The organism is Thalassobius vesicularis, from assembly GCF_004799325.1.
GTDB classification, from domain to species: domain Bacteria; phylum Pseudomonadota; class Alphaproteobacteria; order Rhodobacterales; family Rhodobacteraceae; genus Thalassobius; species Thalassobius vesicularis.
This window is the reverse complement of the sequence record NZ_SSMD01000002.1, coordinates 109,711-135,497: the sequence shown is the minus strand read 5'-3', so window position 1 is coordinate 135,497 and position 25,787 is coordinate 109,711. Positions and strand designations below refer to the sequence as shown.

Sequence of the window (25,787 nt, the reverse complement as noted above, 5' to 3'; positions counted from 1 at the left end):
TTTCGGCTCAGAGATGCGGCTCGAAATCGAACTCGGGCAGGCGGGTGAACGCCTCGCGCAGGGCGACGCCCCAACCGTTCGAGATTTCCAGGAAATAGGGGTCGTCCGCTTGGATGCGGAAGGTCCGGCCGGTTCTGAGGCTGTCCTTTTCGTAGACATGCACATCCAGCGGCGGGCTGACCGACAGGTTCGCCTTGATGGTCGAGTCAAAGCTGACCAGCAGCAGCTTGATCGCTTCCTCGAAGGTCATGTCGGATTCGTAGGCGCGCAGGATGATCGGGCGGCCGTACTTGGTTTCGCCGATCTGGAAGAAGGGCGTGTCGGTGCTGGCCTCGATGAAGTTGCCCTCGGGGTAGATCAGGAACAGGCGCATTTCGCCGTCACCGACCTGACCGCCAACCAGCAGCGTCGCGTTAAAGGCGCTGTCGGCGCGCTGGCCGCTTTGGGCGTTCGAGGCGATGACCTCTTTCAGGGTGCGGCCAACGAGGGTGGCAACCTGGAACATCGACTTGGCCGACAGGATGTCGGGGTCGCGATCGGCGACCTCTTTCGAGCGTTCCTCGAGGATGCTGACGACGGCCTGGGTGGTGGCCAGGTTTCCCGCGCTCATGATGGTGATCGAGCGATCGCCGGGGATTTCCCAGGTCGACATTTTCTTGAAGGTCGAGATGTTGTCGACACCCGCATTCGTGCGGGTATCGGACATGAAAACCATCCCCTGGTTCAGGCACAGGCCAACGCAATACGTCATAACAGATATCCGATTCGCGGAAGATGTCCCTATTGACCAGTCTGGCTTTGAACTTTCAAGGTGACGGTTAGGTCTTCGGTGCCGTGGCCCTGACGAATTCCGTGCACGGGCGCGGCGTCCTTGTAATCGCAGCCAACGGCGACGCGGACATAGCGGTCATCGGGGCAGATTTCGTTGGCCGGATCAAAGCCGATCCAACCCAGCCGCTCGACCCAGACCTCGGCCCATGCGTGGGCGGCGTCCTGATCTTCGCGGTCGGCCATCAGCAGGTAGCCCGAGATGTAGCGCGCCGGGATGCCCAGCAGGCGGGCGGTGGCGATCATCACATGCGCGAAGTCCTGACAGACGCCGTGACCGGCGCTGAGGGCCTCTTCGGCGGTGGTGGTGGCGTCGGTGCGGCCGGTTTCATAGCGCATCTGCGCGGTGATCGCGGCAGAGAGGCGGTGCATCCGGGCCAGCTGGTCCTCGTCGGGCAGCGGTTTCATCTGGGCGGCCAGCTTGCGCAGCGCCTTGCCGGGCGCGGTCATGGCGGTGGGCGCCTCGTAAAGCCAGAGCGGGGTGAAGGCCTTATGCTCGCCGACGACGCCGGCGCGGTCCTCGACCTCGACCACGCCGGAGGAGGCGATGCTGAGCTCGGTGGTGTCGGGGTCAACGAGGATCAGCTCGACATGGTTGCCGTGCTCGTCATCGAAGCGGCCCTGCGTGGTGCCGCCGGTGACGGTTGTGGACCAGTCAACGACGCGCTGGCCGTGGCCGTCGCGGGGTTTGAGCCGCAGTTGCAGCAGCGCGTAGGCGTCGGGGCTGTCGTAGGTATAGGTGGTCTGGTGGGAAATCGTCAGTCGCATGTCATCACCCGTAGAACCGGAAGTCGCGTTCGATCTGGCTGGCCAGAAGGGCGGTATCCTGAATCGCGCGTTCCAGGAATTCGTGCAGGCCCTCTTCGAGGATCTCGGCCACTTTGCGGTTGCGATAGCGCGCCGAGGTGGCCTGCGCCATGTCCTGGCAGGGCAGCTGCTGGCCGTAGTCGCCTTGCAGGTGGTCCAGGTTTTCCAGGATCTTGGCGTGGCAGAAGGCCAGGCTGCGGGGCATCCGACGGTCGAGGATCAGGAAGTCGGCGATGGCCGATGGGGTGATCTCGCCGCCGTAAAGCCAGCCGAAGGAACGGTCGGCGGACACCGAGCGCAGGATGTTTTCCCACTGGGTGTTGTCCATCGACGAGCCGACATACGAGGCCGAGGGCAGCAGGACGTAGTATTTCACGTCCAGAATGCGGGCGGTGTTGTCGGCGCGTTCCACGAAGGTGCCCAGACGGCAGAAGTTGTAGATGTCGTTGCGCAGCATGGTGCCGTGCAGCGTGCCGCGCACGATGGCGGTGCGGTTGCGGATCTCGGACAGCACGGCGGCCAGCGTCTTTTCGGTGACGGGGCGGGCCAGCGCGGCCTTCATCGCCATCCAGTATTCGTTGATCGCCTCCCAGACCTCGGAGGACAGGGCGGTGCGCACCAGACGCGCGTTCGAGCGCGCGACCGAGATCGCCGACAATACCGAGGACGGATTCTCGGCATCGCGCAGCAGGAAGTTGATGACGTGTGCGGCGTCGACCTCGGGGTATTTCTGATCGTAGAAATTCCGGATCCCGGCCGTGTTCAGCACGCTTTCCCATTCCCCGGCCGTATCGCCCGAGCGGGTCAGCGCGATGCGCCAGCCCGCTTCGAGCAGGCGCGCCGTGTTTTCGCAGCGTTCAAGGTAGCGGAACATCCAGAACAGGCCGCCAGCGGTTTTTCCCAGCATTGTCTTAGTCCCCCAGCACCCAGGTATCCTTGGTCCCGCCGCCCTGCGACGAGTTCACGACCAGCGAGCCTTCTTTCAGCGCCACGCGGGTCAGACCGCCGGGCGTGATGCGGATCTTGTCGGGCGAGACCAGCACGAAGGGACGCAGATCGACATGGCGGGGGGCAAGACCCTTTTTCACCATGATCGGGACGGTGGACAGCGCCAGCGTGGGCTGGGCGATGTAGTTCGACGGGCGCGCGCGCAGTTTCTTTTCGAACCGGGCGAGTTCGCGTTTACTGGCGGCGGGGCCGACCAGCATGCCGTAGCCGCCCGAGCCGTGGACCTCTTTCACGACCAGTTCGGACAGGTGATCCAGCACGTATTTCAGGCTGTCGGGTTCCGAGCAGCGCCATGTCGGTACGTTTTGCAGGATCGCCTTTTCGCCGGTGTAGAATTCGACGATGTCGGGCATGTACGAATACAGCGCCTTGTCATCGGCGATGCCGGTGCCCGGCGCGTTGGCGATGGTGATGCCCCCGGCCCGGTAGACGTCCATGATGCCGGGTACACCCAGCATGGATTCCGGCTTGAAGTTCAGCGGGTCCAGATAGTCGTCATCGACCCGGCGATAGAGCACGTCGATCGCCTTGTAGCCTTGGGTCGTGCGCATGCAGACGCGGCCATCGACGATGCGCAGATCGTGGGATTCCACCAGCTCGGCGCCCATCTGGTCGGCGAGGAAGGCGTGCTCGAAATAGGCGGAGTTGTAGATGCCAGGCGTCAGCACCGCGATTTCGGGCTTGTCGCCGTTGAAGGCGGGCGGCGCGCAATCGGCCAGCGAGCGGCGCAGGTTCTGCGGGTAATGCGAAACCGGGCGGACCTTGAGCTTGGTGAACAGCTCGGGGAACATCTGCAGCATCGTCTCGCGGTTTTCCAGCATGTAGCTGACGCCAGAGGGGGTGCGGGCGTTGTCCTCGAGGACGTAGAACTCATCCTCGCCGGTGCGGACCAGATCGGTGCCGACGATATGGGTGTAGACGCCGCCGGGCGGGTTGACGCCGATCATCTTGGACAGGAACGCCTCGTTCCGGGCGATGATTTCCTTGGGCAGGCGGCCAGCGCGCAGGATTTCCTGGCGGTGGTAGATGTCATAGAGGAAGGCGTTGATGGCGCGGACGCGCTGTTCGATCCCCTGTTCCAGACGCGCCCATTCACGGGCCGAGATAATGCGCGGCACGATGTCGAAGGGGATTAATCGCTCGTCGGCTTCCTGTTGGCCATAGACGTTGAAGGTAATGCCGATCCGGCGGAAGAAGGCTTCGGCGTCCTGAGATTTCTGGCGCAGATGCTTGATATCTTCCTGACCGAACCAGTCGCTATAGAGCCTGTAGGGGTCCCGGGGCGCACCCGAGGCGTCGTACATCTCGTCGAAAAAGCGTGGTTTTGTGTCCATTGTCCCGCTGTGTGTCGAGCGTTGCATTCTGTTTCTGATTTGATGCGTTCTTGCGCGAATGCACAAGGGACCAGCCAGAATTCGCCAAAAATACGAAAAAAACCGCCTAAAATTTAATCATTTGGTGTCTGCGGCCCGGTGAAACAGTTTCGTGAAGTTTTCGAGCGACGTCGGGGCGGTCCTTGACCGAAAGGGGGCCGGAGCGCAGGTATGGCGCAAAGGAGAGCGCGATGGACAACCCGTTCGACATGGTGGTGATCGGTGGCGGCGTGAACGGCTGCGGCATCGCCCGCGATTCGGCGGGACGGGGCCTGCGGGTGGCGCTGGTCGAGAAGGGCGATATCGGGGGGGCGACGTCCTCGGCCTCGACCAAGCTGTTTCACGGCGGGCTGCGCTACCTGGAATATTTCGAGATCCGCCTGGTCCGCGAGGCCCTGAAAGAGCGCGAGGTGCTGCTGCGCGCGATGCCGCATATCGCATGGCCGATGCGGTTCGTGCTGCCCTATCACCGGGACATGCGGTTCGAGGGGGAAACGCCCGCGTCGCGGCTGCTGTCGCTGGTCATGCCCTGGCTGAAGGGGCGCAGGCCCGGCTGGGTGATCCGGCTGGGGTTGTTCCTGTACGACCATCTGGGCGGGCGGTATCTGTTGCCGGGTACGCGGGCGGTTTCGCTGGCGCAGGACGAGGCGGGCGCGGCGCTGCGTCCGGAATTTCGCAAGGCGTACGAGTATTCGGACGTCTGGGTGCAGGATTCGCGGCTGGTCTCGCTGACCGCGCGGGATGCGGCGGAACGCGGGGCGCAGATTATGGTGCGCGCGGAAATGGTGCAGGCGCAGCGGGTGGACGGGCTGTGGCACGTCACGCTGGCGGATGGCCGCGTGCTGCGCGCGCGGGTGCTGGTCAACGCGGCGGGGCCGTGGGTGCAGCAGGTGCTGGGCGCGACGGGGGCGGCCAAACAGGCCAAGGTGCGGCTGGTGCGAGGCAGTCATATCGTGGTGCCGCGGATGTTCGGCCATGAGCGCTGCTATTTCCTGCAAGGCACTGACGGGCGTATCATTTTCGCGATCCCGTACGAGCAGGATTTCACCCTGATCGGCACCACCGATGTGGACCACGCAGGCCCTGACGTGCCGCCCGAGGCGACCGAGGCCGAGCGCGACTATCTGATCGCCTTTGCCAACCGCTATTTCCGCCAGCCCCTGACCGCGGACGATGTGGTCTGGAGCTTTTCCGGCGTGCGGCCGCTGTATGATGACGGGGCCGGGGACGCGCGGGCGGCGACGCGGGATTACGTGCTGGCGCTGGACACGGATGGGCCGCCGCTGCTGTCGGTCTTTGGCGGCAAGATCACCACGTTCCGCAAACTGGCCGAGCATGCGTTGGAAAAGCTCGCCCCCTATCTGCCGGCGATGGGGCCGGACTGGACGGCGGGCGCGGCGCTGCCCGGGGGCGATTTCCCGGCAACCGAGGTGGCCCAGCGGTTGGCTGCCCTGCGCGCGGCGCTGCCGTTTCTGCCCGACGCACAGGTGCTGCGGCTGTTCCGCTGTTACGGCTCTGAGGTGGCGCAGGTTCTGGGGAACCCCGCCAGCGGCGCCGATCTGGGGCGCGATTTCGGCGCGGGCCTGTCCGAGGCCGAGTTGCGCTGGCTGATGCGCCACGAATTCGCCCGCAGCGCCGAGGATGTCGTCTGGCGGCGCACCCGTCTGGGCCTGCACCTGAGCACCGAGCAGATCGACAGGATTGACGACTGGATGCGGGAAGCCTTGGCAACGGGTTGATTTCCGGGGCAGATTGGTCGCCAAACCGGGAGGCACGCATGACATATATTCTGGCGCTGGATCAGGGCACCACCTCGAGCCGGGCGATCGTGTTCGACGCGGATATGCAGGTGGTCGCGGTCGGGCAAGAGGAGTTCGCGCAGCATTTTCCGGCCTCGGGCTGGGTGGAACACGCCCCCGAGGACTTGTGGCAAACGACCCTGCGATCGGCCCGGCGCGCGCTGGACAAGGCGGGGCTGAGCGCGTCGGACATCGTGGGGATCGGCATCACCAACCAGCGCGAAACCACGCTGCTGTGGGACGCCGAGACCGGGCAATGCCTGCACAACGCCATCGTCTGGCAGGACCGCCGGACCGCCGCGATGTGTGACGCCCTGCGTGCGCGGGGGTTGGAGGACACGATCCGCGCCCGCACCGGCCTGCTGCTGGACCCGTATTTTTCGGCGACCAAGCTGGCCTGGCTGTTGGACAACGTCCCCGGCGCGCGTGAGCGGGCCAAGGCGGGCACGCTGCGCTTTGGCACGGTGGACAGTTTCCTGATCTGGCGGCTGACCGGCGGCGCGGTGCATGCAACCGACGCCACGAACGCGGCGCGGACCATGCTGTATGACATCCACGCGGGCGCGTGGAGCGCCGAGATTTGCGCCGCGCTGGACATTCCGATGACGCTGCTGCCGCAGGTGCATGACTGCGCCTCGGACTTCGGGGTCAGCGATGTGCTGGGCGCGCCCATCCCCATTCTGGGCGTCGCAGGCGATCAGCAGGCGGCGACGATCGGGCAGGCGTGCTTTGCCCCGGGAATGATGAAATCGACCTATGGCACCGGCTGCTTTGCCCTGCTGAACACCGGCCCGACCGCCGTGATGTCGCAAAACCGGCTGCTGACCACCGTGGCCTACCAGCTGGACGGGCAACGCACCTATGCGCTGGAGGGCGCGATCTTCATCGCGGGCGCGGTGGTGCAATGGTTGCGCGACGGGCTGAAGATCATCGGCTCGGCCTCGGAAACCGGGCCGTTGGCCGAGGCGGCGGATGATGCGCAGGATCTGGTGATGGTGCCGGCCTTCACCGGGCTGGGCGCGCCCTATTGGGCCCCGCAGGCGCGCGGTGCGGTGTTCGGGCTGACGCGCAACTCGGGCCCGGCAGAGTTCGCCCGCGCCGCGCTGCAAAGCGTCGGATTGCAGACCCGCGACCTGCTGGAGGCGATGCAGGCCGACTGGCCCGGTGCCGCCGATACGGTGTTGCGGGTCGATGGGGGCATGGCGGCCTCGGGCTGGACGATGCAATTCCTGGCCGACATCCTGGGCGCGCCGGTGGATCGGCCGACAGTGCTGGAAACGACGGCCCTGGGCGCGGCCTGGCTGGCGGGGATGCGGGCGGGGATCTACCCCGATCAGGCAGGGTTCGCGGCGACATGGGCGGCCGAGCGGCGCTTCACCCCGCAGATGCCCGAACCGACCCGCGCCGCGCATTACGCGCGCTGGCAACGGGCTGTGCAGGCGGTGCTGACGGTCTGAAGGCTCGACAGGGGCGGGGAATGCGCCCATAAGGCGGGCAACCATCCAAGGAGTTTCCCATGACCTGCGCCATTTGCGGGGCCGACGCGGCCGCCGACTACACCGTTGCCCCGCGCGACGAAACCATCCTGCTGTGCGACACCTGCCGCGCCGGGGCCGAGGGCTCGCCCGAGGATGCGCCGCACTGGAAATGCCTGAACGACGCGATCTGGAGCCCGGAACCGGCGGTGCAGGTCGTGGCGTTCCGTTTGCTGCACAAACTGGACGCGGCCTGGGCGACCGAGCTGCTGGAGATCGCCTATCTCGAAGAAGACACCCTGGCCTGGGCCGAAGCGGGCCTCAGCGAAGACAGCGACGTGGTGCACAAGGACAGCAACGGCGCGGTGCTGAGCAATGGCGACACGGTGGTGCTGATCAAGGACCTGCCGGTGAAAGGCGCGGGCTTCACCGCCAAGCGCGGCACGGCGGTGCGCAATATCTCTCTGGTGCCCGACAACGCGGGTCATATCGAAGGCCGCGTCGAAGGCCAGCGGATCGTGATCCTGACCCAGTTCGTTAAGAAATCCTGATCCCATTGAGCGCGCAAGCGCGCACAGGATATCTCGGCCTTGCGGCCTCGGGACTTGGGGCGCTGCCCCAAACCCCGGAGTATTTCTGATCAGAAAGAAGCAGGCTTCTTCTTTTTGAAAATATCCCGGGGGTGAGGCCGCAGGCCGAGGGGGCAGAGCCCCCTTTCTTATCCCTCAGATCATCAACTCGATCAGGCTGGGCCCCGGGGTGGCGTTGGCGCGGTTGATCTGGTCCACGAGGGTTTCGATATCCGTGGCTTGCGTGGCCGGGATGCCGAAACCTTTGGCCAGCGCCTGCCAGTCGGTGGCGGGGCGGTCGAGGTTGAACAGCTCTTGCGCCGCGGGGCCGAGGTTGGCGCCGACGGCGGTCATTTCGCCTTGCAGGATGGCGTAGCGGCGGTTTGACAGGATGATGGTGGTGACGTTGAGGCCCTCGCGGGCCTGGGTCCACAGGCCCTGTACGGTGTAGAGCGCGGAGCCGTCTGCCTGCAGCGCCACGACGCGGCGGTCGGGGCAGGCCACCGCGGCACCGGTGGCCATGGGGATGCCCAGACCGATGGAGCCGCCGTTCAGGTGCAGGTAATCATGCGGGGCCGCCGTCCAGAACGAGGGCAGCAGGGCGCGGCCGTAGCTGACGCTTTCGTCGACGATGATGGCGTTCTCGGGCAGGGTCTGATTGATCACGGCGCCCAGCAGTTCGGGCGTGGGGGTGCCGGACAGCGTGCCGTAGTCGGGGCGCTGGGGCCGGGGGGCGGCATCATGAGCGCCGACGGCTTGGGCGATCGCATCCAGTGCCATCAGGTGGTCCTGATCGGGGCGGGTGACCATCAGGCATTCGCAGCCGTCTTGCATCGGCACGTTCGGCTTGTCGGGGTAGGCGAAGAAGTTCACCGGTTCGCGTGCACCGATCTGGATGATCTGCTCGACCCCGGCCAGGGCCTTGATCGAGAGGTCGACGTTGTAGGGGATGCGCTCGATCGGCTGGCGGCCCTGACCCGCTTGCAGGCGGGGGATTTGCGACAGGGTCATCAGGCGCGCGCCGGTTTTGTGGGCGATGCGTCCCGCGATCCCCAACGGGGCCTCGCGCAGGGCGCGGTTGGACAGCAGCAGCACGGTTTTCTTGCCGTTGCGCAGCATGGCGGCGGCGCGGTCCACGGCCAGACCGGTGGGGCCGGTCGGCGCGGCCGGGGGCAGGTAGGGGGCGATCTGGCCGCCCTCGGTCCAAGCGGCGTCAGAGGGCAGGATCAGCGAGGCGACGCCGGGCCCTTCCATGCTTGCACGTACGCCCTCCATTGCGTCGGCGGCGACGCGGGCGGGGTCGTTGCTGCGGCGGGTCCAGACCGACAGGGTGCGGGCCAGCGCGGTGGTGTCGGCGGTCAGCGGCGGATCGAGCGCGACGATGCTGTCGGCCTGATCGCCGATCAGGTTCAGCACGGGGGTGTTGGCGCGGCGGGCGTTGTGCAGGTTGGCCATGCCGTTGGTCAGGCCGGGGCCGCAATGCAGCAGGGTTACCGCCGGTTTGTCCATCATGCGGCCGTAGCCGTCGGCGGCGCCGGTCACGACGCCCTCGAACAGGCCCAGCACGCAGCGCATGCCCGGGTGGCGGTCCAGTGCGGACACGAAATGCATCTCGGACGTGCCGGGGTTGGCAAAACAGGTATCGATGCCCGCGGCCAACAGGCTTTGGACCAGGCTTTCAGCGCCGTTCATGAAAAACTCCCTCTCGCTTCCGAGAGGGAGTTTGCATGTTTCCGGGCCGAGGCCAAGGGTGTCAGGTGCGGATACCCGCGAAACGCTGCTGCCATTCCTCGCGTTGTTCGTCCGCGATCTTGGTGAACAGAACGTCCGGCACGGTAAAGGCGTGACCGGCGGGCAGGGCGGCCAGTGCGGCGGGGACGTCGTCGGGCCATGCGTCATCGGTGGTCTGCATCGCGGCCAGCATCGAGGCCGAGGCATCCGGGATGAAGGGCGAGGACAGCACCGCGTAAAGGCGGATCAGGTTCAGGCCCAGACGGACCTGTGCGGCGGCCTGTTCGGGGTCGGTCTTGAAGGTGGTCCAGGGCGCGGCGGATTGCAGGTATTCGTTCCCTGCGACCCAGATCGCGCGCAGCTCTTGCGCGGCTTTGCGGACCTCTTTTTCCTCCATGAACTGCTGGTAGGCAGCGATCTTGGCGGTCAGGTCGGCGATCAGGGCCTGCTCGGTCTCGCCGTAGGTGCCGCCCTCGGGGACGACTTCGCCGAATTTCGCGCGGCAGAACTTGGTGATGCGGCTGACGAAGTTGCCAAGCACGTCGGCCAGATCCTTGTTCACCGAGGCCTGGAAGTTTTCCCAGGTGAATTCGCTGTCCGAGGATTCCGGCGCGTGGCTGAGCAGCCACCAGCGCCAGTAATCGGCGGGCAGGATTTCCAGCGCCTGATCCATGAACACGCCGCGCCCGCGCGAGGTAGAGAACTGGCCGCCGTCATAGTTCAGGTAGTTGAACGACTTGATGTAATCGACCATCTTCCACGGCTCGCCGCAGCCCAGCATGGTGGCGGGGAAGCTAAGCGTATGGAACGGCACGTTATCCTTGCCCATGAACTGGGTATAGGTCACGTCATCGGCGCCCTTGTCGGTGCGCCACCAGCGGGCCCAGTCGTCGCCCTTGCCCGCGTTCACCCATTCCTGGGCGCAGGCGATGTATTCGATGGGGGCGTCGAACCAGACGTAGAACACCTTGCCTTCCATGCCGGGCCAGTCTTCCTCGCCCTTTTTCACGGGAATGCCCCAGTCCAGATCGCGGGTGATGCCGCGATCCTGCAGGCCGTCGCCGTCGTTCAGCCATTTCTTGGCGATCGAGGTGGTCAGCACGGGCCAGTCGGTCTTGGAGTCGATCCATGCCTCTAGCTGGTCCTTCATCTGGCTTTGGCGCAGGTAAAGGTGCTTGGTCTCGCGCATTTCCAGGTCGGTCGAGCCAGAGATGGTGGAATGCGGATTGATCAGATCGACCGGGTCCAGCTGCTTGGTGCAGTTGTCGCACTGATCGCCACGGGCCGAGTCGAAGCCGCAGTTCGGGCAGGTGCCCTCGATATAGCGGTCGGGCAGGAAGCGGCCGTCGGCCTTGGAATACATCTGCTTTTCGCTGACTTCGCGGATCAGGCCAGCCTCGGCCAGTTTGCCAGCCAGGTGCTGGGTCAGCTTGTGGTTCTCAGCGCTGGAGGAGCGGCCGAAATGGTCGAACGACAGGCGGAAGCCCTTGGCGATCTCGGCCTGCACGTCATGCATGCGCGCGCAGTATTCGGCGACGGGTTCACCGGCCTTGGCGGCGGCCAGCTCGGCCGGGGTGCCGTGTTCGTCGGTCGAGCACAGGAATAGCACCTCGTTGCCGCGCGCACGCTGGTAGCGGGCGAACAGGTCCGCAGGCAGCTGACTGCCCACCAGGTTGCCCAGGTGCTTGATCCCGTTGATATAGGGAATTGCCGAGGTGATCAGATGCCGTGCCATGCCGCGTGCCCTTCGTCCGTTTCCTGCCCCCTTTAGCGCATGGGGCGCGCGGGTTCCAGCACCGTTAATCGTCGCGCGACCGGCTGGTCAGACGCCCGATCAGGAACGAGGTGCGCGGCGACCAGACATAGCGCGTACGCCGCCGCGTCGGACGGGCGCGCATTCGGATCAGGCCGAACACGATCAGCACCGCATGGCCCACGGCGATCATGACGAACATGGCGGGGGGGCCGTATGCCTCGATCAGCCACGAGGCCAGCAAGGGCGCGGCAATGGCACCGACCGCAAAGTAGAACATCAGCGCGGCGGACAGCTCGATCCGTTCGTGATCTTCGGCGAAATCATGGGCATGGGCGGCCGAGACGGAATAAATCGGAAAGGTCGTCAGCCCAAAGAAAGAGGCGGTCAGCAGAATGCCCGCGGGGCTGAGGCTGTGGGTCAACGCCGTGACAGCGCAGGACACCACGGCAGCCACCGACATCCAGATCAGCACCCAGCGCCGGTCGAACTTGTCCGCCAGCCAGCCCACGGGATATTGCGCGATCGCCCCCCCGGCGACAAAGGCCGCCAGGAACCACGCGATCTGATCGGCAGGCAGGCCGACCTTCTGGCCATAAACCGGCCCCACCATCCGGAACGAGGCGCTGGACAGCGCCGCCACCACCACCCCAGCCGCCGCCAGGGGCGAGCGCCTGACCGGCAGCATCGGGCGCAGGCGCGGGGCATCGGGGGTCTCGGGCTGCTCGGCCCGGGTCAGGGTCAGCGGCACCAGGGCCGCGCAACACAGTATGGCCAGCAGGTTGTAAGACACATAACTTGCCGGTGCCAAAACCGAGATCAACATCTGCGATACCAGCGATCCGCCCATGTCCACGACGCGGTAAACGCCCATCGCCCGCCCGCGCGTCTCGTTCGTGACCTTGGCCTGCAACCAGGCCTCGATGATCGTGTAACAGCCCGCCACGCACAGCCCCGTCGCCGCCCGCATGATCGCCCATTCCAGCGGCCCGACCAGCATCATATGCGCCATCAGCCCGATCGCCCCGGCGGCGGTAAACGCCGCAAACGCCCGCGAATGCCCGACGCTTCCCATCAGGCGCGGCGCCCACCAGCAGCCCAGGAAAAACCCCAGGAAATGCGACGAGCCCAGCAAACCGATCTGCCCCGTGCTGAACCCCAAAGCCGAGCCCGAAAGCGCATCCAACGGCCCCACGCCGCCCGAAGACAGCTGCAACAGGATCACGGACAGGAACAGGGCGGCAAAGGAAATCATCAGGCGCATGTCATCAACCCTGACCCATTGCGCGCCGAAGGCAAGGATTTTCCACGCCGCCCCACCCACGCCGCGCCTTTGCGCTTCTTTCTGACCGAAATACTCCGGGGGCGGCGCCAAAGGCGCCGGTGGGGGCAGCGCCCCCTGCGCGGCCAGTCCGCAAAAAATCCCGGTGACATATTCCGGAATCCGCGTATCGTAACCCCATGCGAATAGGGAGGAATCCGCATGAAAAAACTCATTTTGGCGGCCGTTCTGGCCGGTGCCCCGGTTTTTGCCTGGGCCGAAGGCGTGATGCACAAGATCGCCGTTCACGTGAACAGCGGTGACGCACAGGTGATGAACATCGCACTGAACAATATCGAGAACGTCGTCTCCTACTACAAATCCAAGGGTGATGACGTCACGGTCGAGCTGGTCGCCTACGGCCCCGGCCTGATCATGCTGATGCCGGGCCAAAGCCCGGTCGAGGAGCGCGTGAAAACCATGCATCTGGGGCTGGATCACCTGCAATTCTCGGCCTGCGGCAACACGTTGGCCAAGATGAGCAAGAAAGCCGGCAAGGAGCTGTCGGTGATGGAAGAGGCGCAGGTCGTGCCCTCGGGCGTGGTGCGCCTGGTCGAACTGCAAGAGGACGGCTACGCCTACGTCAAACCGTAAAAACCCGGCCCCGGCTGGTCTTTTCGATCAGCCGGGGTATGTTCCCGGGCAGTGAACCGACGGGAGCAACACAATGAAGACCAGACCGCTGGGCCGCACGGGCCTGGATGTGACCGACCTTTGCCTTGGCACCATGACCTTTGGCACCCAGACCACCGAAGCGGTGGGCCATGCGCAGATCGACATGGCGCTGGCGCGGGGGATCAACTTCATCGACACCGCCGAGATGTATCCGGTGAACCCGGTGTCCAAGGAAACCGTGGGCCGGACCGAGGAAATCATCGGCACCTGGAACGCTGCCAACCGCGCGCGGCGGGGCGATTTCATTCTGGCCACCAAGCATTCGGGCGAGGGGCTGGCGGCTGTGCGCGATGGCGCGCCGATCACCTCGGCCACCATTCCGGGCGCGATCGAAGGGTCGCTGAAGCGGCTGCAGACCGACTATATCGACCTCTATCAATTCCACTGGCCCAATCGCGGCAGCTACATGTTCCGCAAGAACTGGGGCTATGACGCGTCGGGGCAGGACCGCGCTACCACCATCGCCCATATGGAGGACGCGCTGGACGCGCTGCAGCGTCAGGTCGAAAAGGGCAATATCCGCCATTTCGGCCTGTCGAACGAAAGCGCCTGGGGCTGCACGATGTGGGCGAACGTGGCCGAGCGTGTCGGCGGGCCTCGCGTTGCCTCGGTGCAGAACGAATACTCGCTGATGTGCCGTCTGTTCGACACCGATCTGGCCGAGGTGGCCGCGAATGAAGACATCGGCCTGCTGGCCTATTCGCCGCTGGCGGTGGGCCTGCTGACCGGGAAATACCAGCACAACCACGTCCCCGAAGGCTCGCGCATGTCGCTGGTGCCGGGGTTGGGCGGGCGCAAGACCGACCGGGTGTTCGCCGCCGTCGACGCCTATCTGGCGATCGCCGCCCGCCACGGGCTGGACCCGGTGCATATGGCGCTGGCCTGGGCGGCGGGGCGGCCGTTCATGACCTCGGTCATCTTCGGGGCGACCACGCTTGAACAGCTGGACCACGCGCTGAAAGCGGCCGATGTCACCCTGTCCGACGAGGTCCTGAAGGAGCTGGACGAGGCGCACAAGTCGCACCCCATGCCGTTCTGAAACTGTTTACTCTGGGCCCGGCAGGCGTAAGCTGGGCCCGGACAGAACAGCCAATGGAGGGGCAAAATGAAGAAATTCATGCTGGTTCTGGGGGTGTTGGCGCTGGCAGGCTGCCTGCCGCAAGACGACCCGCCGGGCCCCAAATCGATCCCCGCAAAGAAAGCCGCGTGCGAGGCCGCTGGCGGCACCTATGCGCCGGGGGGCATCTTCTCGCCGGAATATATCTGCTTTACCGAGAACCCGGACGCCGGCAAATCCTGCCGCAAGGCTACCGATTGTACGGACACCTGTCTGGCGGACACGCGGACCTGCAACAAGGTGTCCCCGATGTTCGGCTGCTACAGCTACCTGGACGAAAAGGGCAAGAAGGTCGAGATCTGCGTCGATTGACGCGGCCCGCCCGGACATGCCAAAGCCGGAGCATGCAAGTGCTCCGGTAAAGGGTAGGTCATGGCCTGGGTTCTGATTTCCATCGCGGCGGCGGCGTTCCAGACTCTGCGCTTCATGCTGCAAAAGATGCTGGCGATGGGGACGCTGTCGGCGGGGGGCGCGACGCTTGCGCGGTTCCTGTTCTCGGCCCCGTTCGTGGTGACGATTGCGGTGGGCTACGTCAGCTGGCGCGGGCAGGGGGTGCCTGCGGTCGGGCCGATGTTCCTGACCTACGCATGGAGCGGCGCGCTGGCACAGGTGCTGGCGACATGGTGCGTGGTGGCGCTGTTCGCGCGGCGCAATTTCGCGGTGGGGATCACCTTCAAGAAAACCGAGGTCGTGCAGACCGCGCTGGTGGGCTTTGTCGTGCTGGGCGACACGGTGTCATTGGGTGGGATGGTGGCGATCCTTTTGGGGCTGGTCGGCGTTCTGGTGCTGTCGGACGTGCCCGGGGGCGCCGCCGGCTGGCGCAGGTTCTGGAACCGCAGCGCGGGGCTGGGGCTGCTGTCGGGGGCGTTTTTCGCGGTCTCGGCGGTGGGCTATCGTGGTGCCACGCTGGAGGTGGCCAGCGACGACCCGTTGATGCGGGCGCTGGCGTCCTTGGCGGTGGTGACGACCTCTCAGGCGCTGGGGCTGAGCCTGTGGATCGGCTGGCGCGAGCCGGGTCAATTGGCCAAGGTCTTGGGGTCGTGGCGAAAATCCGTGTGGATGGGGCTGGCCAGTCTGGGTGGCAGCCTTGGCTGGTTCACCGCCTTTACGCTGATGAACGCGGCCTATGTCTTTGCTGTGGGGCAGGTCGAGGTGATCTTTTCGATCGCCGCCTCGGTGCTGGTCTTCAAAGAGAAGATCACCCGGCGCGAAGGCGCCGGGATCGCGCTTATCAGCGCTTCTGTCCTGTCATTGGTCCTACTCCTTTAAGGCGCAGGAACAGGTTTGCCTCTTCGTTGTTCTTGAAGAACGGCACCGAATCCGGCGGCGTCAGGTCGTGGGCGCGCTTGGCGACTTCGGCCAGGACGACCTCGGTGATGAAGGGCAGGTCGAACTCGCGCACCTTGGGCAGCGGGATCCATTGCAGGTGCGAAAGCTCGTCACAGGCGGCGTCGAAATCGTCCAGATCGCTGGCGATTTCGTCGGCGTCGATCATGAAGAAACGCGCATCGAACCGGCGCGGCCGACCCGGAGGGGTGATGGCGCGGAACACGAATTGCAGCGGATGCGCCGAAGGCACGTGGCCGGTGGCGGCGAAGCTGACCCAATCCTCGGGCGGAGTGCCGTCCCAGGCACCGCGCTGACCCAGGATCAGGCCGGTTTCTTCCCACAGCTCGCGGATCGCGGCGACGGACAGGGCGTGCGTCAGGTCACGCTCGGTGTCTTCGAGCAGGCGGTCACGGCAGACATGCGGCATCTGGGTGGCCAGCGGAACATCGGCGTCGGCCTTGTCCACGGCACCCCCCGGAAACACGAACTTGTTGGGCATGAACGCGGCTTGGGCACCGCGTTGGCCCATCAAAACATGTGGGTCATTCAGTCTGTCGCGCAGCACGATCACCGTGGCGGCGTCGCGGATCGCGGTCTTGTCTATGGTCATGTATCCTCCCTCGCGGGGGGTTATCCGGCACGCCCGAACCCGTGCATGCCACGCGCCCACTGGAACCCGATCAACGCCCCCTTCAACCGAGGAAGAAGGTAGAGCGACAGCGCGACCGTGCCAATGGCGAAAATGGTGAACAGCACCAGCGGTTCCGGCCGCCAGGTTTCAAACACCAGCAACAGCAGGGGCGCCATCAGGTGGCCCACGATCAGAATCGTCAGGTAGGCCGGGCCGTCATCGGCGCGGTGATGGTGGAATTCCTCTTTGCAGACCGGGCAGGCCTTGCGCACGGACAGATAGCCCTTGAGCATCGGCCCGCTGCCGCAGGACGGGCATTTTCGCCTCCAGCCGTTCACGATTGCCGGCCAGGTTTCGCGTTCCTCGATGTGAACGGTGTCGGACATGGGTTCCCTCGCGTTTCCCTCAAGCCGTGCAAATTGGTGCATCAGAGATGGAATATAAAGGGTGCGCAGTGTCCTTGCGTCCCGATGTCGCAAAACCCCGTTCACCCCCATGTCACGGATGCGTGAGTTGGAATATTTTTTACGTTTCAGGGCGACGGAATGGGCAACGGGCCGCGTTTAGTGATCAGAAAACGAGCTGAGAGGCCGGTTTCGACACAACTCAGAAAACGGAGAACCGCACATGAAACGCGCAATTCTGATCTCGACTGTCGCCGCCCTGACCCTGACCGCTGGCGCAGGCGCCGCATTTGCCTGGGGCAAAGAGCACCGCATGGGCGGGTTCGACGGCCCGCGCGGCCAGATGTTCACCTTTGAAGAGGTGGACGCCGACAAGGACGGCAAGATCACCGAGGCCGAGATCGCGGCCCACTTCAAGGCCAAGTTCGACGCCGCTGACGCCGACAAGGATGGCAGCCTGAGCGCCGAGGAAATGGCGGCCCAGATGCAGGCCAAGATGGCCGAGCGCATGACCAACCGCGCCAAGCACATGATCGTGGACCGCGACGCCAATGACGACGGCAAGCTGAGCTACGAGGAAATGCAACCCAAGAACAAGGGCATGATGCTGCAGCGCCTGGACAAGGACGGCGACGGGGCGATCTCGACCGAGGAATTCGCCCAGATGCAGGACCGCATGGAGCAGCGCGGCTTTGGCCCCGGCAAGGGCGACCACAACGGCCGGATGATGCGTGACGGCGATCACGATGGCCGCATGATGCGCCATGGCGACCATGACGGCCGCGGCATGGGCATGGGCAAAGGCATGGGTGGCAACGGCGATTGCCCGATGCAGCCCAAGCAATAAGACGAGCCGGTGCGGGGGCGGGCGACCGCCCCCGGCCCGAATGGGGGGCTGACGATTGCCCTCGGGCTGCCAAAAGGATACGGCAAAAGGACGATGAGTATGCCCTTTGATGCCTATGCGGATGTGTCGGACGAAGCCCTGCTGGTGCTCTATGCCAATGGGGACGGCGACGCTGCGCGCAGTCTGAACGTCCGGATGACGCCGCGGGCCTTTGGACAGGCGATGCGCATGCTGGGCGACCGCGCCGAGGCCGAGGACATCGCGCAAGAGGCGATGCTGCGGCTGTGGAAGATCGCGCCGGACTGGCGGCAGGGCGAGGCCAAGGTCACGACCTGGCTGTACCGCGTGGTGGCCAACCTGTGCACCGACCGGCTAAGGCGGTCGCGCAGCGTGGATCTGGACTCGGTCCCCGAGCCAGAGGACGACCGCCCGGACGTCGCCGGGGAAATGCAGCAGGCCGCACGGATGACCGCGTTGCAGGACGCGCTTGCCCAGCTGCCCGAGCGGCAGCGTCAGGCGGTGGTGCTGCGCCATATCGAAGGGTTGGGAAACCCCGAGATCGCGGAGATACTGGAGATCAGCACCGAGGCGGTCGAAAGTCTGACCGCACGGGGCAAACGCGCGTTGACCGCCATTCTGGCCGGCCGGCGCGAAGAATTGGGGTATACGGATGACTGACATGGACAAGAAACCCGCAGAATTCGATCTGGACGCCCTGTTCGCCGAGGCACGGGGGCAGGCGGCTGATCCCTCGCCCGAGCTGATGGCGCGGGTGATGGCGGATGCGATCGCGATGCAGCCTGCGCCGATGCGAGCCGCGCCGCCGCGCCGAACCTCGCGCCTGCGGCAGTTCCTGAATGCCGTCGGGGGCTGGCCCGCAGTGGCCGGGCTGGCGACGGCGGGCGTGGCCGGTCTGTGGATTGGGGTGAACCCGCCCGATGCCGTGGCAACAACGGCCGAGACCTTGCTGGGCACCAGCACCGACCTGTACCTGGTCGACCTGATGCCCGGCTATGACCTGACTTTTGCGGAGGGGTAAGCGATGAGCGAAACCGTGCAAACGCCCGAAAAGAAACCGGCCGGGATGCGTCCGTGGCTGAAGGTGGTGCTGTTTACCTCGTTGGCGCTGAACCTGGCTGTGGCTGGGGTGATGATCGGCGCGGTCGTCCGGTTCGGCCCGTTCGACGGCGGGCGTCCGCCGCGACTGGACATGGTCGTCGGGCCCTACACCCACGCGCTGAGCCACCGGGACCGCCGCGAAATCGGCGAACGTCTGCGCGATGACTACCGCGCGGCCCGCCCCTCGCGCGAACAGGTGCGCGCCGAGTTTGCCGAGGTTCTGACCGCGCTGCGGGCGAAACCCTATGACGGCGACAAGGTCGAAGCGATCCTGATGCGGCAGATGAAAATCGGCACCGAGCGGCAGGAACGCGGGCAGCACCTGCTGATCGAACGGCTGGAGCAGATGAGCGACACCGAGCGCGCGGAATTTGCCGACCGTCTGGAGGAAGGCCTGAACCGGCACCGCCCGTTCAAGCCCGACCGCGACTGAGGCGCGGCGAGAGAGTTCAGGCGGCGGGTCGAACCTGGTTTCGGCCCGCCGCTTTTGCGATGTAAAGCGCCTGATCGGCCTGTGCCAGAAGCCCCGCGGCCAGCGATTGCGACCCTTCGACCTTGGTAGGTCCGGGGGTCAGCATCGCCATGCCGATCGAAATCGTGATCCGCGTGCGCGAGACACCATCGGGCAGCAGGTAAGGGGCCGATCCGACGGTGGCACACAGCCGGTCTGCGGTTTCATGGGCGATCTGGTCGGACATGCCGGGCAGGGCGATCAGGAACTCTTCGCCACCGAAGCGGGCCAGCAGATCCTCGGGGCCGAGGGCGTCGCGCAGGCGGCGAGAGACCTCGGTCAGGACCTTGTCACCGGCGCCGTGGCCGAAGGTGTCGTTCAGCCGTTTGAAGTGATCCAGATCGGCCACCATGACAGCCAGACCCGAGCGCGTGTGAACCGCGCGCTCGACCAGGCGGTGCAGCTCGGGCAGGGCGAAGCGGCGGTTGTGCAGGCCGGTCAGCGGGTCGATCAGGGCGGCGCGCAGGCCGTTTTGCAGGGTTTCGTGCAGATGATCGGCGCGCGCCTTGCGGCGCAGCAGCTGGTCGATGCGCAGGGCGGCCTCCTCGGCATCGAAGGGGCCGGTCATCAGGTCATGCGCGCCCAGATCCAGCAATTGGGCGGCGGGTTCGGGGCGGGCATCAGGCAGGGCGACCAGGAATTTGCAGCGCCGGAACCCCGGCTGAGACCCGAGCGCGGCCAGCAGGGCGGCACCGAAATCGGGTTCGTCCCCGCAACCGCCCGAAACGATGATGACGTCCGGCACGCCGTCCCCGCCGAAATCCAGCGACAGCGCGCGGGGGGAATGCAGGGTGAAGCGATAGGGGCGCTGGGCCTGCAGGCGGTTGCGCCAGTTCAGGTTGCGCCCGGCGTCTTCACCCACCAGCGCGATATGCGGCTGATGCGCGAACATCGGCGCGGGTTCGGCAAAGCCAGCCGAGGCGCGGGCGCTGGTGTGCAGGTTGCGATCCTCGCGCGAGGTGACGCCGCGCAACAGGCTGCGCAGGCGGGCCAGCAGCAGGCGCGGCTCGGCATGGCGGTCCAGCGCGTCATCTGCCCCCGCCTCGAGCGCGGCAAGGCGGCGGGCGCGGTCGGGGCAGGTGTCCAGCACGATCACGGGCAGGTCGCTGAATTCGGGATTGGCGCGCAGATCCTTGCACAGATCGCAGGCCGTCATATCCGGCAGGGTCGAGGAAATCAGCACCAGATCCGGGCGTTGCGAGGTCAGAAGCGCCAGCCCCTCGCCGCCCGAGGCGGCCTGCGACACCTCGTAATAGGCCGCACTCAGCCGCGCGCGCAATCCGATGCGGTTGGTGGCTATGCCGTCGATGATCAATACCTTGCCGGGCATCAGGGGGCCTTGGTTGATTTGACAGCCCTTCGGCTGCACCTCTTTTTACACCTGCTACTTTCCTTCCGATTGGTTAAGAAAGGGTAACCAGTTTGTTAAGAGGACGCGCGCACATGGCCATTACGCAGGAAAACGCCGAGACTTTGGCCCTGTCTGCCCTGACATGGCTGGTCGGCAATGACGAATTGCTGCCGGTGTTTCTGGGCGCGTCCGGTGCAGGGATCGACGATCTGAAGGCAGGCGCCAGCGATCCGGCGTTCCTGGGCTCGGTGCTGGATTTCCTGCTGATGGACGACGCTTGGGTGATCGCGTTTTGCGACAGCTGTTCGCTGCCGTACGAGCGGCTGATGCAGGCGCGGATGGCGCTGCCCGGCGGGGCGCAGATGCACTGGACCTGATTACAGGGTCTTCAGCAGACCATCACCCGCGCGGCGCAGCTTGGTCAGCAGGCGCTTCAGCTCGGCCTCTTCCTCGGGGGCGAGGGATTCGGACATGATCTCGGCGTTTTCGCGGGCGAAGGGCGTGGCGCGGGTGATCGCGTTGCAGCCCTTGGCGGTCAGCTCGACCCGGCGGGTGCGACGATCCTCGGTGCCCGAGGAGCGGGCGAGCAGGCCCTCGTCCTCCATATGGCGCAGGGCGCGGCTGGTGGCGGTGCGGTCGATGCCGACGAAATCCGCGATGTCCGAGGGTTGCGACAGCCCCTCGTTCCCGACGGCCAGCAGGATACACCAGGTCGTGCGCGTCAGCCCCAGCGTTTTCAACTGGTCATCCAGCCGCCGTTCCTGAAGGCGGGCGGCGATGGACAGGTGATAGCCAAGCGAGGTGTGCAGGCGATAGGGGGGCTCTTTTTCCATGCGCGCCAAAGCATCGCAAGCGCGACAGAAAGTCAATGCGCCCCAACGCCCCGGCGGGGTTGCCAATTGTCACGGGGGCGGGCAGTTTGGGCGCATAAGAACCACGAAAACAGGCAGGGCAGGCATGCAGATCAAGGGGATATTGTTCGACAAGGACGGCACCCTGTTCGATTTCCGCGCCACCTGGGATGTCTGGGCCGGCCGCATGATCCACGAACTGGCGGGCGGCGATTCCGTACTGTCGGGCAAGGTGGCCACGGCGGTCGGCTATGACCTGAGCACCAACGGATTTCGGGATGACAGCCCGTTCATCGCGGGCTCGAACGGCGAGGTGGCCGAGGCGCTGGTGCGCGTGCTGCCGCAGTATTCCACCGGGCAACTGGAGCATTTCCTGAGCGTGCGCGCGATGGAGGCGACGCTGGCCCCGGCCGTCGATCTGGCCCCCTACCTGACGGGGCTGGCCGCGCGCGGGCTGGCGCTGGGGGTGATGACCAACGATTCCGAATACAGCGCCCGCAACCACCTGTCCGAGGTGGGCGTCGAGGGGCATTTCCACTTCATCGCCGGGTTTGACAGCGGGTTCGGGGCCAAGCCATCGCCTCGGCCGCTGCTGGCCTTTGCCGATCATCTGGGGCTGGAGCCGGACACCGTGGTCATGGTGGGCGACAGCACCCATGACTTGCTGGCAGGGCGGCGCGCGGGGATGCGGACGATCGGCGTGCTGACGGGCACCGCACCCGCGTCGGAACTGGCGCCTTTGGCAGATGCTGTGCTGCCGGATATCGGGCATATCCCGGCCTGGCTGGACGCTGCGGCCAGCTGAACCCGCTTTGCGCGCCTTGGTGCATGCGGTAGCCTGAGGCCAACCGCACTTGGCAAGGGGCCCCATCATGACTGATCGCCAGAACACCGACTGGACGCGCACGCGCATCGCGATGACTCTGGTCGGCATGGCAGGCGGGGCGGCCCTTTATGCCTTGATCGATATTTTGCCCGAACTGGTCCGGAACGAGCGAATCCTGATGTTCATCAGTATCGTCATCGTCGGGTTCTTTCAGGTTTTGCTGGCGATGACCGGGCCGGTGTCCCTGGCCCGCGCGGCGTTGCCGTCGTTGGGCTGGGCAACCGGAGTGGGCGGACTGTTCCTGTGGGCCAGTTTCCGGTTTGACAAGTTGGACGACTTCGTCGATTCCGGCCACCCGATTGCGGCCCCCATGATGCTGTACTTGGTCGGCACGCCGTTCCTGACGGTGATCCTGATCGACGGACCGCGTGGCTGGCGCGACTATGCGGCGCTGTTCCAGACCGCGTGGACGGTGCTGGTGCGCTTTGCTGCGGCGGGGCTGTTCACGGGGCTGGTCTGGGGGGTGCTGTTCCTGAGCAACGCCCTGCTGGAACTGGTCGGCATCGACCTGATCGAACGTATTCTGGAGCTGGACCCGGTGCCCTTCCTGATCACCGGCGGGGTGTTTGGTCTGGCGCTGGCGGTGGCGCATGAGTGGCGCGATTATGTCTCGCCGCACCTGCTGTTGCGGCTGCTGCGCCTGCTGGTGCCGCTGGTCGTGCCGGTGCTGGCGCTGTTCCTGATCGCCGTGCTCCTGAGCGGGATGAACGAGGTGCTGTTCCTGTTCTCGGAAACGGCGATGCTGCTCAGCGTGGCCATCGGGGCGATCACGCTGGTCACGGTTTCGGTCGATCGGGACGAGGCCCATCAGGTGCAGGCCCGGCTGATGCGTGGGGCTGTGCGGGCGCTGGCGGTGATGCTGCTGCCGCTGGCCGCGCTGGCCGTCTGGGGCATCGCGCAGCGGGTCATGCAATATGGCTGGACCCCGGATCGCGTGCTGGCGGGGCTGTGTGCGGGAATGGTGGCGCTGTACGGCGTGGCCTATTCCGCCTCGGCGCTGTGGCGCGGCGATTTTGGCGGGCGTATCCGGGCCATCAATATCCGTCTGGCGCTGCTGTCGCTGGCCTTGGCCGCGCTGTGGCTGACCCCAGTGCTGAATGCCGAACGGATCTCGGCCGGCTCGCAACTGGCGCGTATCGTCGAGGGGCGCGTGAGCCCGGATGCCGCGCCGATCTGGGAACTGGCCAAGCGATGGGGCCAGCCGGGGCGCGCCGCGATCTACGAGCTGCGTCAGCGCGAAGGTTATCCGCAGCGGGAAGAGGTCGTGAAACTGGCCGATGCGGCCGAGGCGGCAGACACGCGCAGTGATTTCATCGACACCGAGAACGGCGAGACCCCGAAGGACCGCGCCGAAAAGCTGGCCGCGCTTCTGCCGCTGCGCCCCGAAGGCACCGAACTGCCCGCCAAGGCGCTGGAGGGCCTGTCCGACTGGCACCTGAGAGAGGCGCTGGACGCCTGCCGCCGCAGCTTTGACGACGGGCGGCCCGGCTGCGTCTATCTGGAGGTCACGTTCAACCCCGCGCGGCAGGGGCGACAGGGCGTTCTGGTGCTGCGCCAATCGGATAACCGCGCCTCGGCCTGGGGCACGCTGATCGGCGATAGCGGGATGGAACGGACCGGAGAGTTGATGGACCTGGCGCAGGACCGCTGGCCGCGACTGGACGCCTCGATCATCACTCAGATCATGGAAGGCGCGTATTCCATCGCCCCGGCCGGTCTGAACGCCCTGAATGTCGGCGGAATGTCGCTTTTTCCCGACAATTGAAAATGTTGAATAATTGTTAACGGGTGCGCGCGCAGATTGTGTGATACTTTCTGCGAAACGGTGAGTGGTATGCACGGGTTGGTGAACCGCGCGATACAATGTTTTGTGCGCGATACCTATGGAAACGAAATCTGGTTGGATGTGGCACGGGGGGCCGCCCTGGAAGGAGCGACTTTCGAAGCCATGCTTTTTTATGACGACAAGGTCACGGACCATGTTCTGGAACGCACCGTTGCGGTGCTGAACAAACCGCGTGACCAGGTGTTGGAGGATATCGGGATCTACCTCGTGTCGCACCCCAAGGTCGAGGCGCTGCGCCGGTTGCTGCGCTTTGGTGGCGTGGATTTCACGGATTTCCTGCATTCACTGGATGACTTGCCCGATCGCGCCCGCATGGCGGTGTCGGACCTGGAATTGCCCCAGCTGGAGCTGATCGCCATCGACCCCAATCGCATGAGCCTGCATGTCCGCGCCCCCCACGATGGGTTCGGCCCGGTGATGCTGGGCGTGCTGCGCACGATGGCCGACGATTACGGCGCGCTGGTGTTTCTGGACCTGCGCCATCTGGGGGCCGGGGACGACGTGATCGACATCGCGCTGGTCGAGGCGTCGTTCGCCGAGGGGCGCAGCTTCACTCTGACCGCGGGGAAAGGGTGATGGAAAACGTAAGCTTACAAGACCTGAGCGGGCTGTTGGACACCCTGTGCCCGATGCATCTGGTGCTGGATTCCGACGGGATCATCGTGGGTGCCGGCCCGACCTTGCTCAAGTTGCGGCCCGATCACGCGCTGGTTGGCCAGCCGCTGCTGACCCGGTTCGAATTGACGCGCCCGCGGCTGACCAGTCTAGGGGCTTTGTGGGACCGTCAGGGGAAAAAGCTGCACCTGCAATTTCGCGACGCGCCGCAGACCGCGCTGAAGGGCGTGCTGATGCGCTGCGGGCCGGTCTGGGTGCTGAACCTGTCCTTTGGCATCTCGGTTCTGGACAGCATCCGTGACTACGACCTGACGAATGCCGATTTCGCCGCGACCGACCTGATCATCGAAATGCTCTACCTGATCGAGGCGAAATCCGCCGCGATGGAGGCCAGCCGCAAGCTGAACATGCGCCTGCAAGGGGCCAAGATCGCCGCCGAGGAACAGGCCTTTACCGACACGCTGACGGGCCTGAAAAACCGCCGCGCGATGGATCACGTACTGACCCGGCTGATCGGCGTGGGGCAGGTGTTCGCGCTGATGCATGTGGATCTGGATTTCTTCAAGCAGGTGAATGACACGATGGGCCACGCGGCGGGCGACCATGTTCTGCAACGCGCCGCGATGATCATGGTCGAGGAGGTGCGCAAGGATGACACCGTTGCGCGCGTCGGGGGCGACGAGTTCGTGCTGATCCTGAGGGGGATCCAGAACCGCGAAACCCTGTCCCGCATCGCAGCGCGGCTGATCGACCGGCTGGAACAGCCCGTGCCGTACGAAGGAAAGGAGTGCCGGATTTCCGCCAGTCTGGGGATCGTGCTGTCGGTGGATTACGATACGCCGTCACCGCGCCAGATGTTGGAGGATGCGGATCAGGCGCTGTATGCGTCAAAACGGCGGGGGCGGGCCTGCCACAGTTTCCACGTGGAATGAAAAACCCCG

Annotated in this window: 27 protein-coding genes; 16 read left to right on the top strand and 11 right to left on the bottom strand. The window is 65.4% G+C overall.

All coding sequences use genetic code 11. The features are described 5' to 3' along the window. Nucleotides 1–7: 7 nt before the first annotated feature. The 4 genes from E7681_RS04380 to E7681_RS04365 are packed head-to-tail and all read right to left on the bottom strand — an operon-like array spanning nt 8 to nt 3,977. On the bottom strand, nt 8–751 hold the full coding sequence (locus E7681_RS04380) for a proteasome-type protease (RefSeq protein WP_136338062.1): 744 nt from the start codon (nt 749–751) through the stop codon (nt 8–10). Between the two features lie 29 nt (nt 752–780). After that, nucleotides 781–1,596 (bottom strand): transglutaminase family protein, encoded by an 816-nt coding sequence (locus tag E7681_RS04375; RefSeq protein WP_136338061.1) that lies wholly within the window; start codon nt 1,594–1,596, stop codon nt 781–783. A 4-nt stretch (nt 1,597–1,600) separates the two neighbouring features. Beyond that, a complete protein-coding gene (locus tag E7681_RS04370; RefSeq protein ID WP_136338060.1) occupies nt 1,601–2,542 on the bottom strand; it encodes an alpha-E domain-containing protein in 942 nt (313 codons plus the stop codon). A 4-nt stretch (nt 2,543–2,546) separates the two neighbouring features. Further along, complete coding sequence (locus E7681_RS04365; RefSeq protein ID WP_136338059.1) at nt 2,547–3,977, bottom strand: circularly permuted type 2 ATP-grasp protein; 1,431 nt, start codon at nt 3,975–3,977, stop codon at nt 2,547–2,549. 230 nt (nt 3,978–4,207) lie between these two features. Here E7681_RS04365 and glpD point away from each other — a divergent pair, with 230 nt between their 5' ends. The 3 genes from glpD to E7681_RS04350 all read left to right on the top strand — a co-directional run bounded on the left by glpD (nt 4,208) and on the right by E7681_RS04350 (nt 7,841). Beyond that, nucleotides 4,208–5,755 (top strand): glycerol-3-phosphate dehydrogenase, encoded by a 1,548-nt coding sequence (gene glpD, locus E7681_RS04360; protein ID WP_136338058.1) that lies wholly within the window; start codon nt 4,208–4,210, stop codon nt 5,753–5,755. 38 nt (nt 5,756–5,793) lie between these two features. After that, nucleotides 5,794–7,272, top strand: coding sequence for a glycerol kinase GlpK (gene glpK / locus E7681_RS04355; protein ID WP_136338057.1), 1,479 nt, complete (start codon nt 5,794–5,796; stop codon nt 7,270–7,272). A 227-nt stretch (nt 7,273–7,499) separates the two neighbouring features. After that, nucleotides 7,500–7,841 (top strand): alkylphosphonate utilization protein, encoded by a 342-nt coding sequence (locus tag E7681_RS04350; protein WP_425471374.1) that lies wholly within the window; start codon nt 7,500–7,502, stop codon nt 7,839–7,841. 174 nt (nt 7,842–8,015) lie between these two features. Here E7681_RS04350 and E7681_RS04345 read toward each other — a convergent pair whose 3' ends face one another. The 3 genes from E7681_RS04345 to E7681_RS04335 form a co-directional block, all read right to left on the bottom strand. Then, nucleotides 8,016–9,551: an acetolactate synthase large subunit gene (locus E7681_RS04345; protein ID WP_136338055.1), complete on the bottom strand. Its 1,536-nt coding sequence runs from the start codon at nt 9,549–9,551 to the stop codon at nt 8,016–8,018. A 61-nt stretch (nt 9,552–9,612) separates the two neighbouring features. Then, nucleotides 9,613–11,325: a methionine--tRNA ligase gene (gene metG / locus E7681_RS04340; RefSeq protein WP_136338054.1), complete on the bottom strand. Its 1,713-nt coding sequence runs from the start codon at nt 11,323–11,325 to the stop codon at nt 9,613–9,615. A gap of 64 nt (nt 11,326–11,389) precedes the next feature. Beyond that, nucleotides 11,390–12,607, bottom strand: a complete 1,218-nt coding sequence (locus E7681_RS04335; RefSeq protein ID WP_136338450.1) for an MFS transporter — start codon at nt 12,605–12,607, stop codon at nt 11,390–11,392. Between the two features lie 219 nt (nt 12,608–12,826). Here E7681_RS04335 and E7681_RS04330 point away from each other — a divergent pair, with 219 nt between their 5' ends. The 4 genes from E7681_RS04330 (at nt 12,827) to E7681_RS04315 (ending at nt 15,725) form a co-directional block, all read left to right on the top strand. After that, nucleotides 12,827–13,258, top strand: a complete 432-nt coding sequence (locus tag E7681_RS04330) for a DsrE family protein (RefSeq protein WP_136338053.1) — start codon at nt 12,827–12,829, stop codon at nt 13,256–13,258. A gap of 73 nt (nt 13,259–13,331) precedes the next feature. After that, nucleotides 13,332–14,378 (top strand): aldo/keto reductase, encoded by a 1,047-nt coding sequence (locus E7681_RS04325; RefSeq protein WP_136338052.1) that lies wholly within the window; start codon nt 13,332–13,334, stop codon nt 14,376–14,378. A 66-nt stretch (nt 14,379–14,444) separates the two neighbouring features. Next, a complete protein-coding gene (locus E7681_RS04320) occupies nt 14,445–14,768 on the top strand; it encodes a hypothetical protein (RefSeq protein ID WP_136338051.1) in 324 nt (107 codons plus the stop codon). A gap of 60 nt (nt 14,769–14,828) precedes the next feature. After that, complete coding sequence (locus E7681_RS04315; RefSeq protein WP_136338050.1) at nt 14,829–15,725, top strand: EamA family transporter; 897 nt, start codon at nt 14,829–14,831, stop codon at nt 15,723–15,725. Here the strand turns inward: E7681_RS04315 and E7681_RS04310 are convergent. Both E7681_RS04310 and E7681_RS04305 read right to left on the bottom strand, forming a co-directional pair. Further along, entirely contained in the window at nt 15,688–16,395 is a 708-nt protein-coding gene (locus tag E7681_RS04310; protein ID WP_136338049.1) for an NUDIX hydrolase, read from the bottom strand. The two genes, E7681_RS04315 and E7681_RS04310, sit on opposite strands and share 38 nt — an antisense overlap. Before the next feature lie 20 nt (nt 16,396–16,415). Next, nucleotides 16,416–16,802 carry a DUF983 domain-containing protein gene (locus E7681_RS04305; protein WP_136338048.1) on the bottom strand — a complete coding sequence of 129 codons (387 nt, stop codon included), beginning with the start codon at nt 16,800–16,802 and terminating at the stop codon, nt 16,416–16,418. Between the two features lie 241 nt (nt 16,803–17,043). Between E7681_RS04305 and E7681_RS04300 the strand changes: the two genes are divergently transcribed. The 4 genes from E7681_RS04300 (at nt 17,044) to E7681_RS04285 (ending at nt 19,219) form a co-directional block, all read left to right on the top strand. Further along, on the top strand, nt 17,044–17,667 hold the full coding sequence (locus tag E7681_RS04300; RefSeq protein ID WP_136338047.1) for an EF-hand domain-containing protein: 624 nt from the start codon (nt 17,044–17,046) through the stop codon (nt 17,665–17,667). A gap of 93 nt (nt 17,668–17,760) precedes the next feature. Continuing rightward, nucleotides 17,761–18,345: an RNA polymerase sigma factor gene (locus tag E7681_RS04295; RefSeq protein ID WP_136338046.1), complete on the top strand. Its 585-nt coding sequence runs from the start codon at nt 17,761–17,763 to the stop codon at nt 18,343–18,345. A 1-nt stretch (nt 18,346) separates the two neighbouring features. Then, nucleotides 18,347–18,706: a dihydroorotate dehydrogenase gene (locus E7681_RS04290; RefSeq protein WP_136338045.1), complete on the top strand. Its 360-nt coding sequence runs from the start codon at nt 18,347–18,349 to the stop codon at nt 18,704–18,706. Nucleotides 18,707–18,709: 3 nt separating this feature from the next. Next, a complete protein-coding gene (locus E7681_RS04285; protein WP_136338044.1) occupies nt 18,710–19,219 on the top strand; it encodes a periplasmic heavy metal sensor in 510 nt (169 codons plus the stop codon). 16 nt (nt 19,220–19,235) lie between these two features. Here E7681_RS04285 and E7681_RS04280 read toward each other — a convergent pair whose 3' ends face one another. Next, entirely contained in the window at nt 19,236–20,627 is a 1,392-nt protein-coding gene (locus tag E7681_RS04280) for a diguanylate cyclase domain-containing protein (RefSeq protein ID WP_136338043.1), read from the bottom strand. 113 nt (nt 20,628–20,740) lie between these two features. Here E7681_RS04280 and E7681_RS04275 point away from each other — a divergent pair, with 113 nt between their 5' ends. After that, on the top strand, nt 20,741–21,025 hold the full coding sequence (locus tag E7681_RS04275; protein ID WP_136338042.1) for a DUF3572 domain-containing protein: 285 nt from the start codon (nt 20,741–20,743) through the stop codon (nt 21,023–21,025). Here E7681_RS04275 and E7681_RS04270 read toward each other — a convergent pair whose 3' ends face one another. Then, complete coding sequence (locus E7681_RS04270; RefSeq protein ID WP_136338041.1) at nt 21,026–21,481, bottom strand: MarR family winged helix-turn-helix transcriptional regulator; 456 nt, start codon at nt 21,479–21,481, stop codon at nt 21,026–21,028. Nucleotides 21,482–21,605: 124 nt separating this feature from the next. Between E7681_RS04270 and E7681_RS04265 the strand changes: the two genes are divergently transcribed. From E7681_RS04265 to E7681_RS04250, 4 genes are all read left to right on the top strand, one after another. Next, complete coding sequence (locus E7681_RS04265; protein ID WP_136338040.1) at nt 21,606–22,304, top strand: HAD family hydrolase; 699 nt, start codon at nt 21,606–21,608, stop codon at nt 22,302–22,304. A 67-nt stretch (nt 22,305–22,371) separates the two neighbouring features. Further along, nucleotides 22,372–24,150, top strand: a complete 1,779-nt coding sequence (locus tag E7681_RS04260; protein ID WP_136338039.1) for a DUF4153 domain-containing protein — start codon at nt 22,372–22,374, stop codon at nt 24,148–24,150. A 69-nt stretch (nt 24,151–24,219) separates the two neighbouring features. Continuing rightward, the gene (locus E7681_RS04255; RefSeq protein ID WP_136338038.1) at nt 24,220–24,807 is read left to right on the top strand and encodes a heme NO-binding domain-containing protein; all 588 of its coding nucleotides are present in this window, start codon (nt 24,220–24,222) and stop codon (nt 24,805–24,807) included. Further along, the gene (locus E7681_RS04250; protein WP_136338037.1) at nt 24,807–25,778 is read left to right on the top strand and encodes a GGDEF domain-containing protein; all 972 of its coding nucleotides are present in this window, start codon (nt 24,807–24,809) and stop codon (nt 25,776–25,778) included. The genes E7681_RS04255 and E7681_RS04250 overlap by 1 nt, the downstream gene beginning before the upstream one ends. The last annotated feature ends 9 nt before the right edge of the window (nt 25,779–25,787 follow it).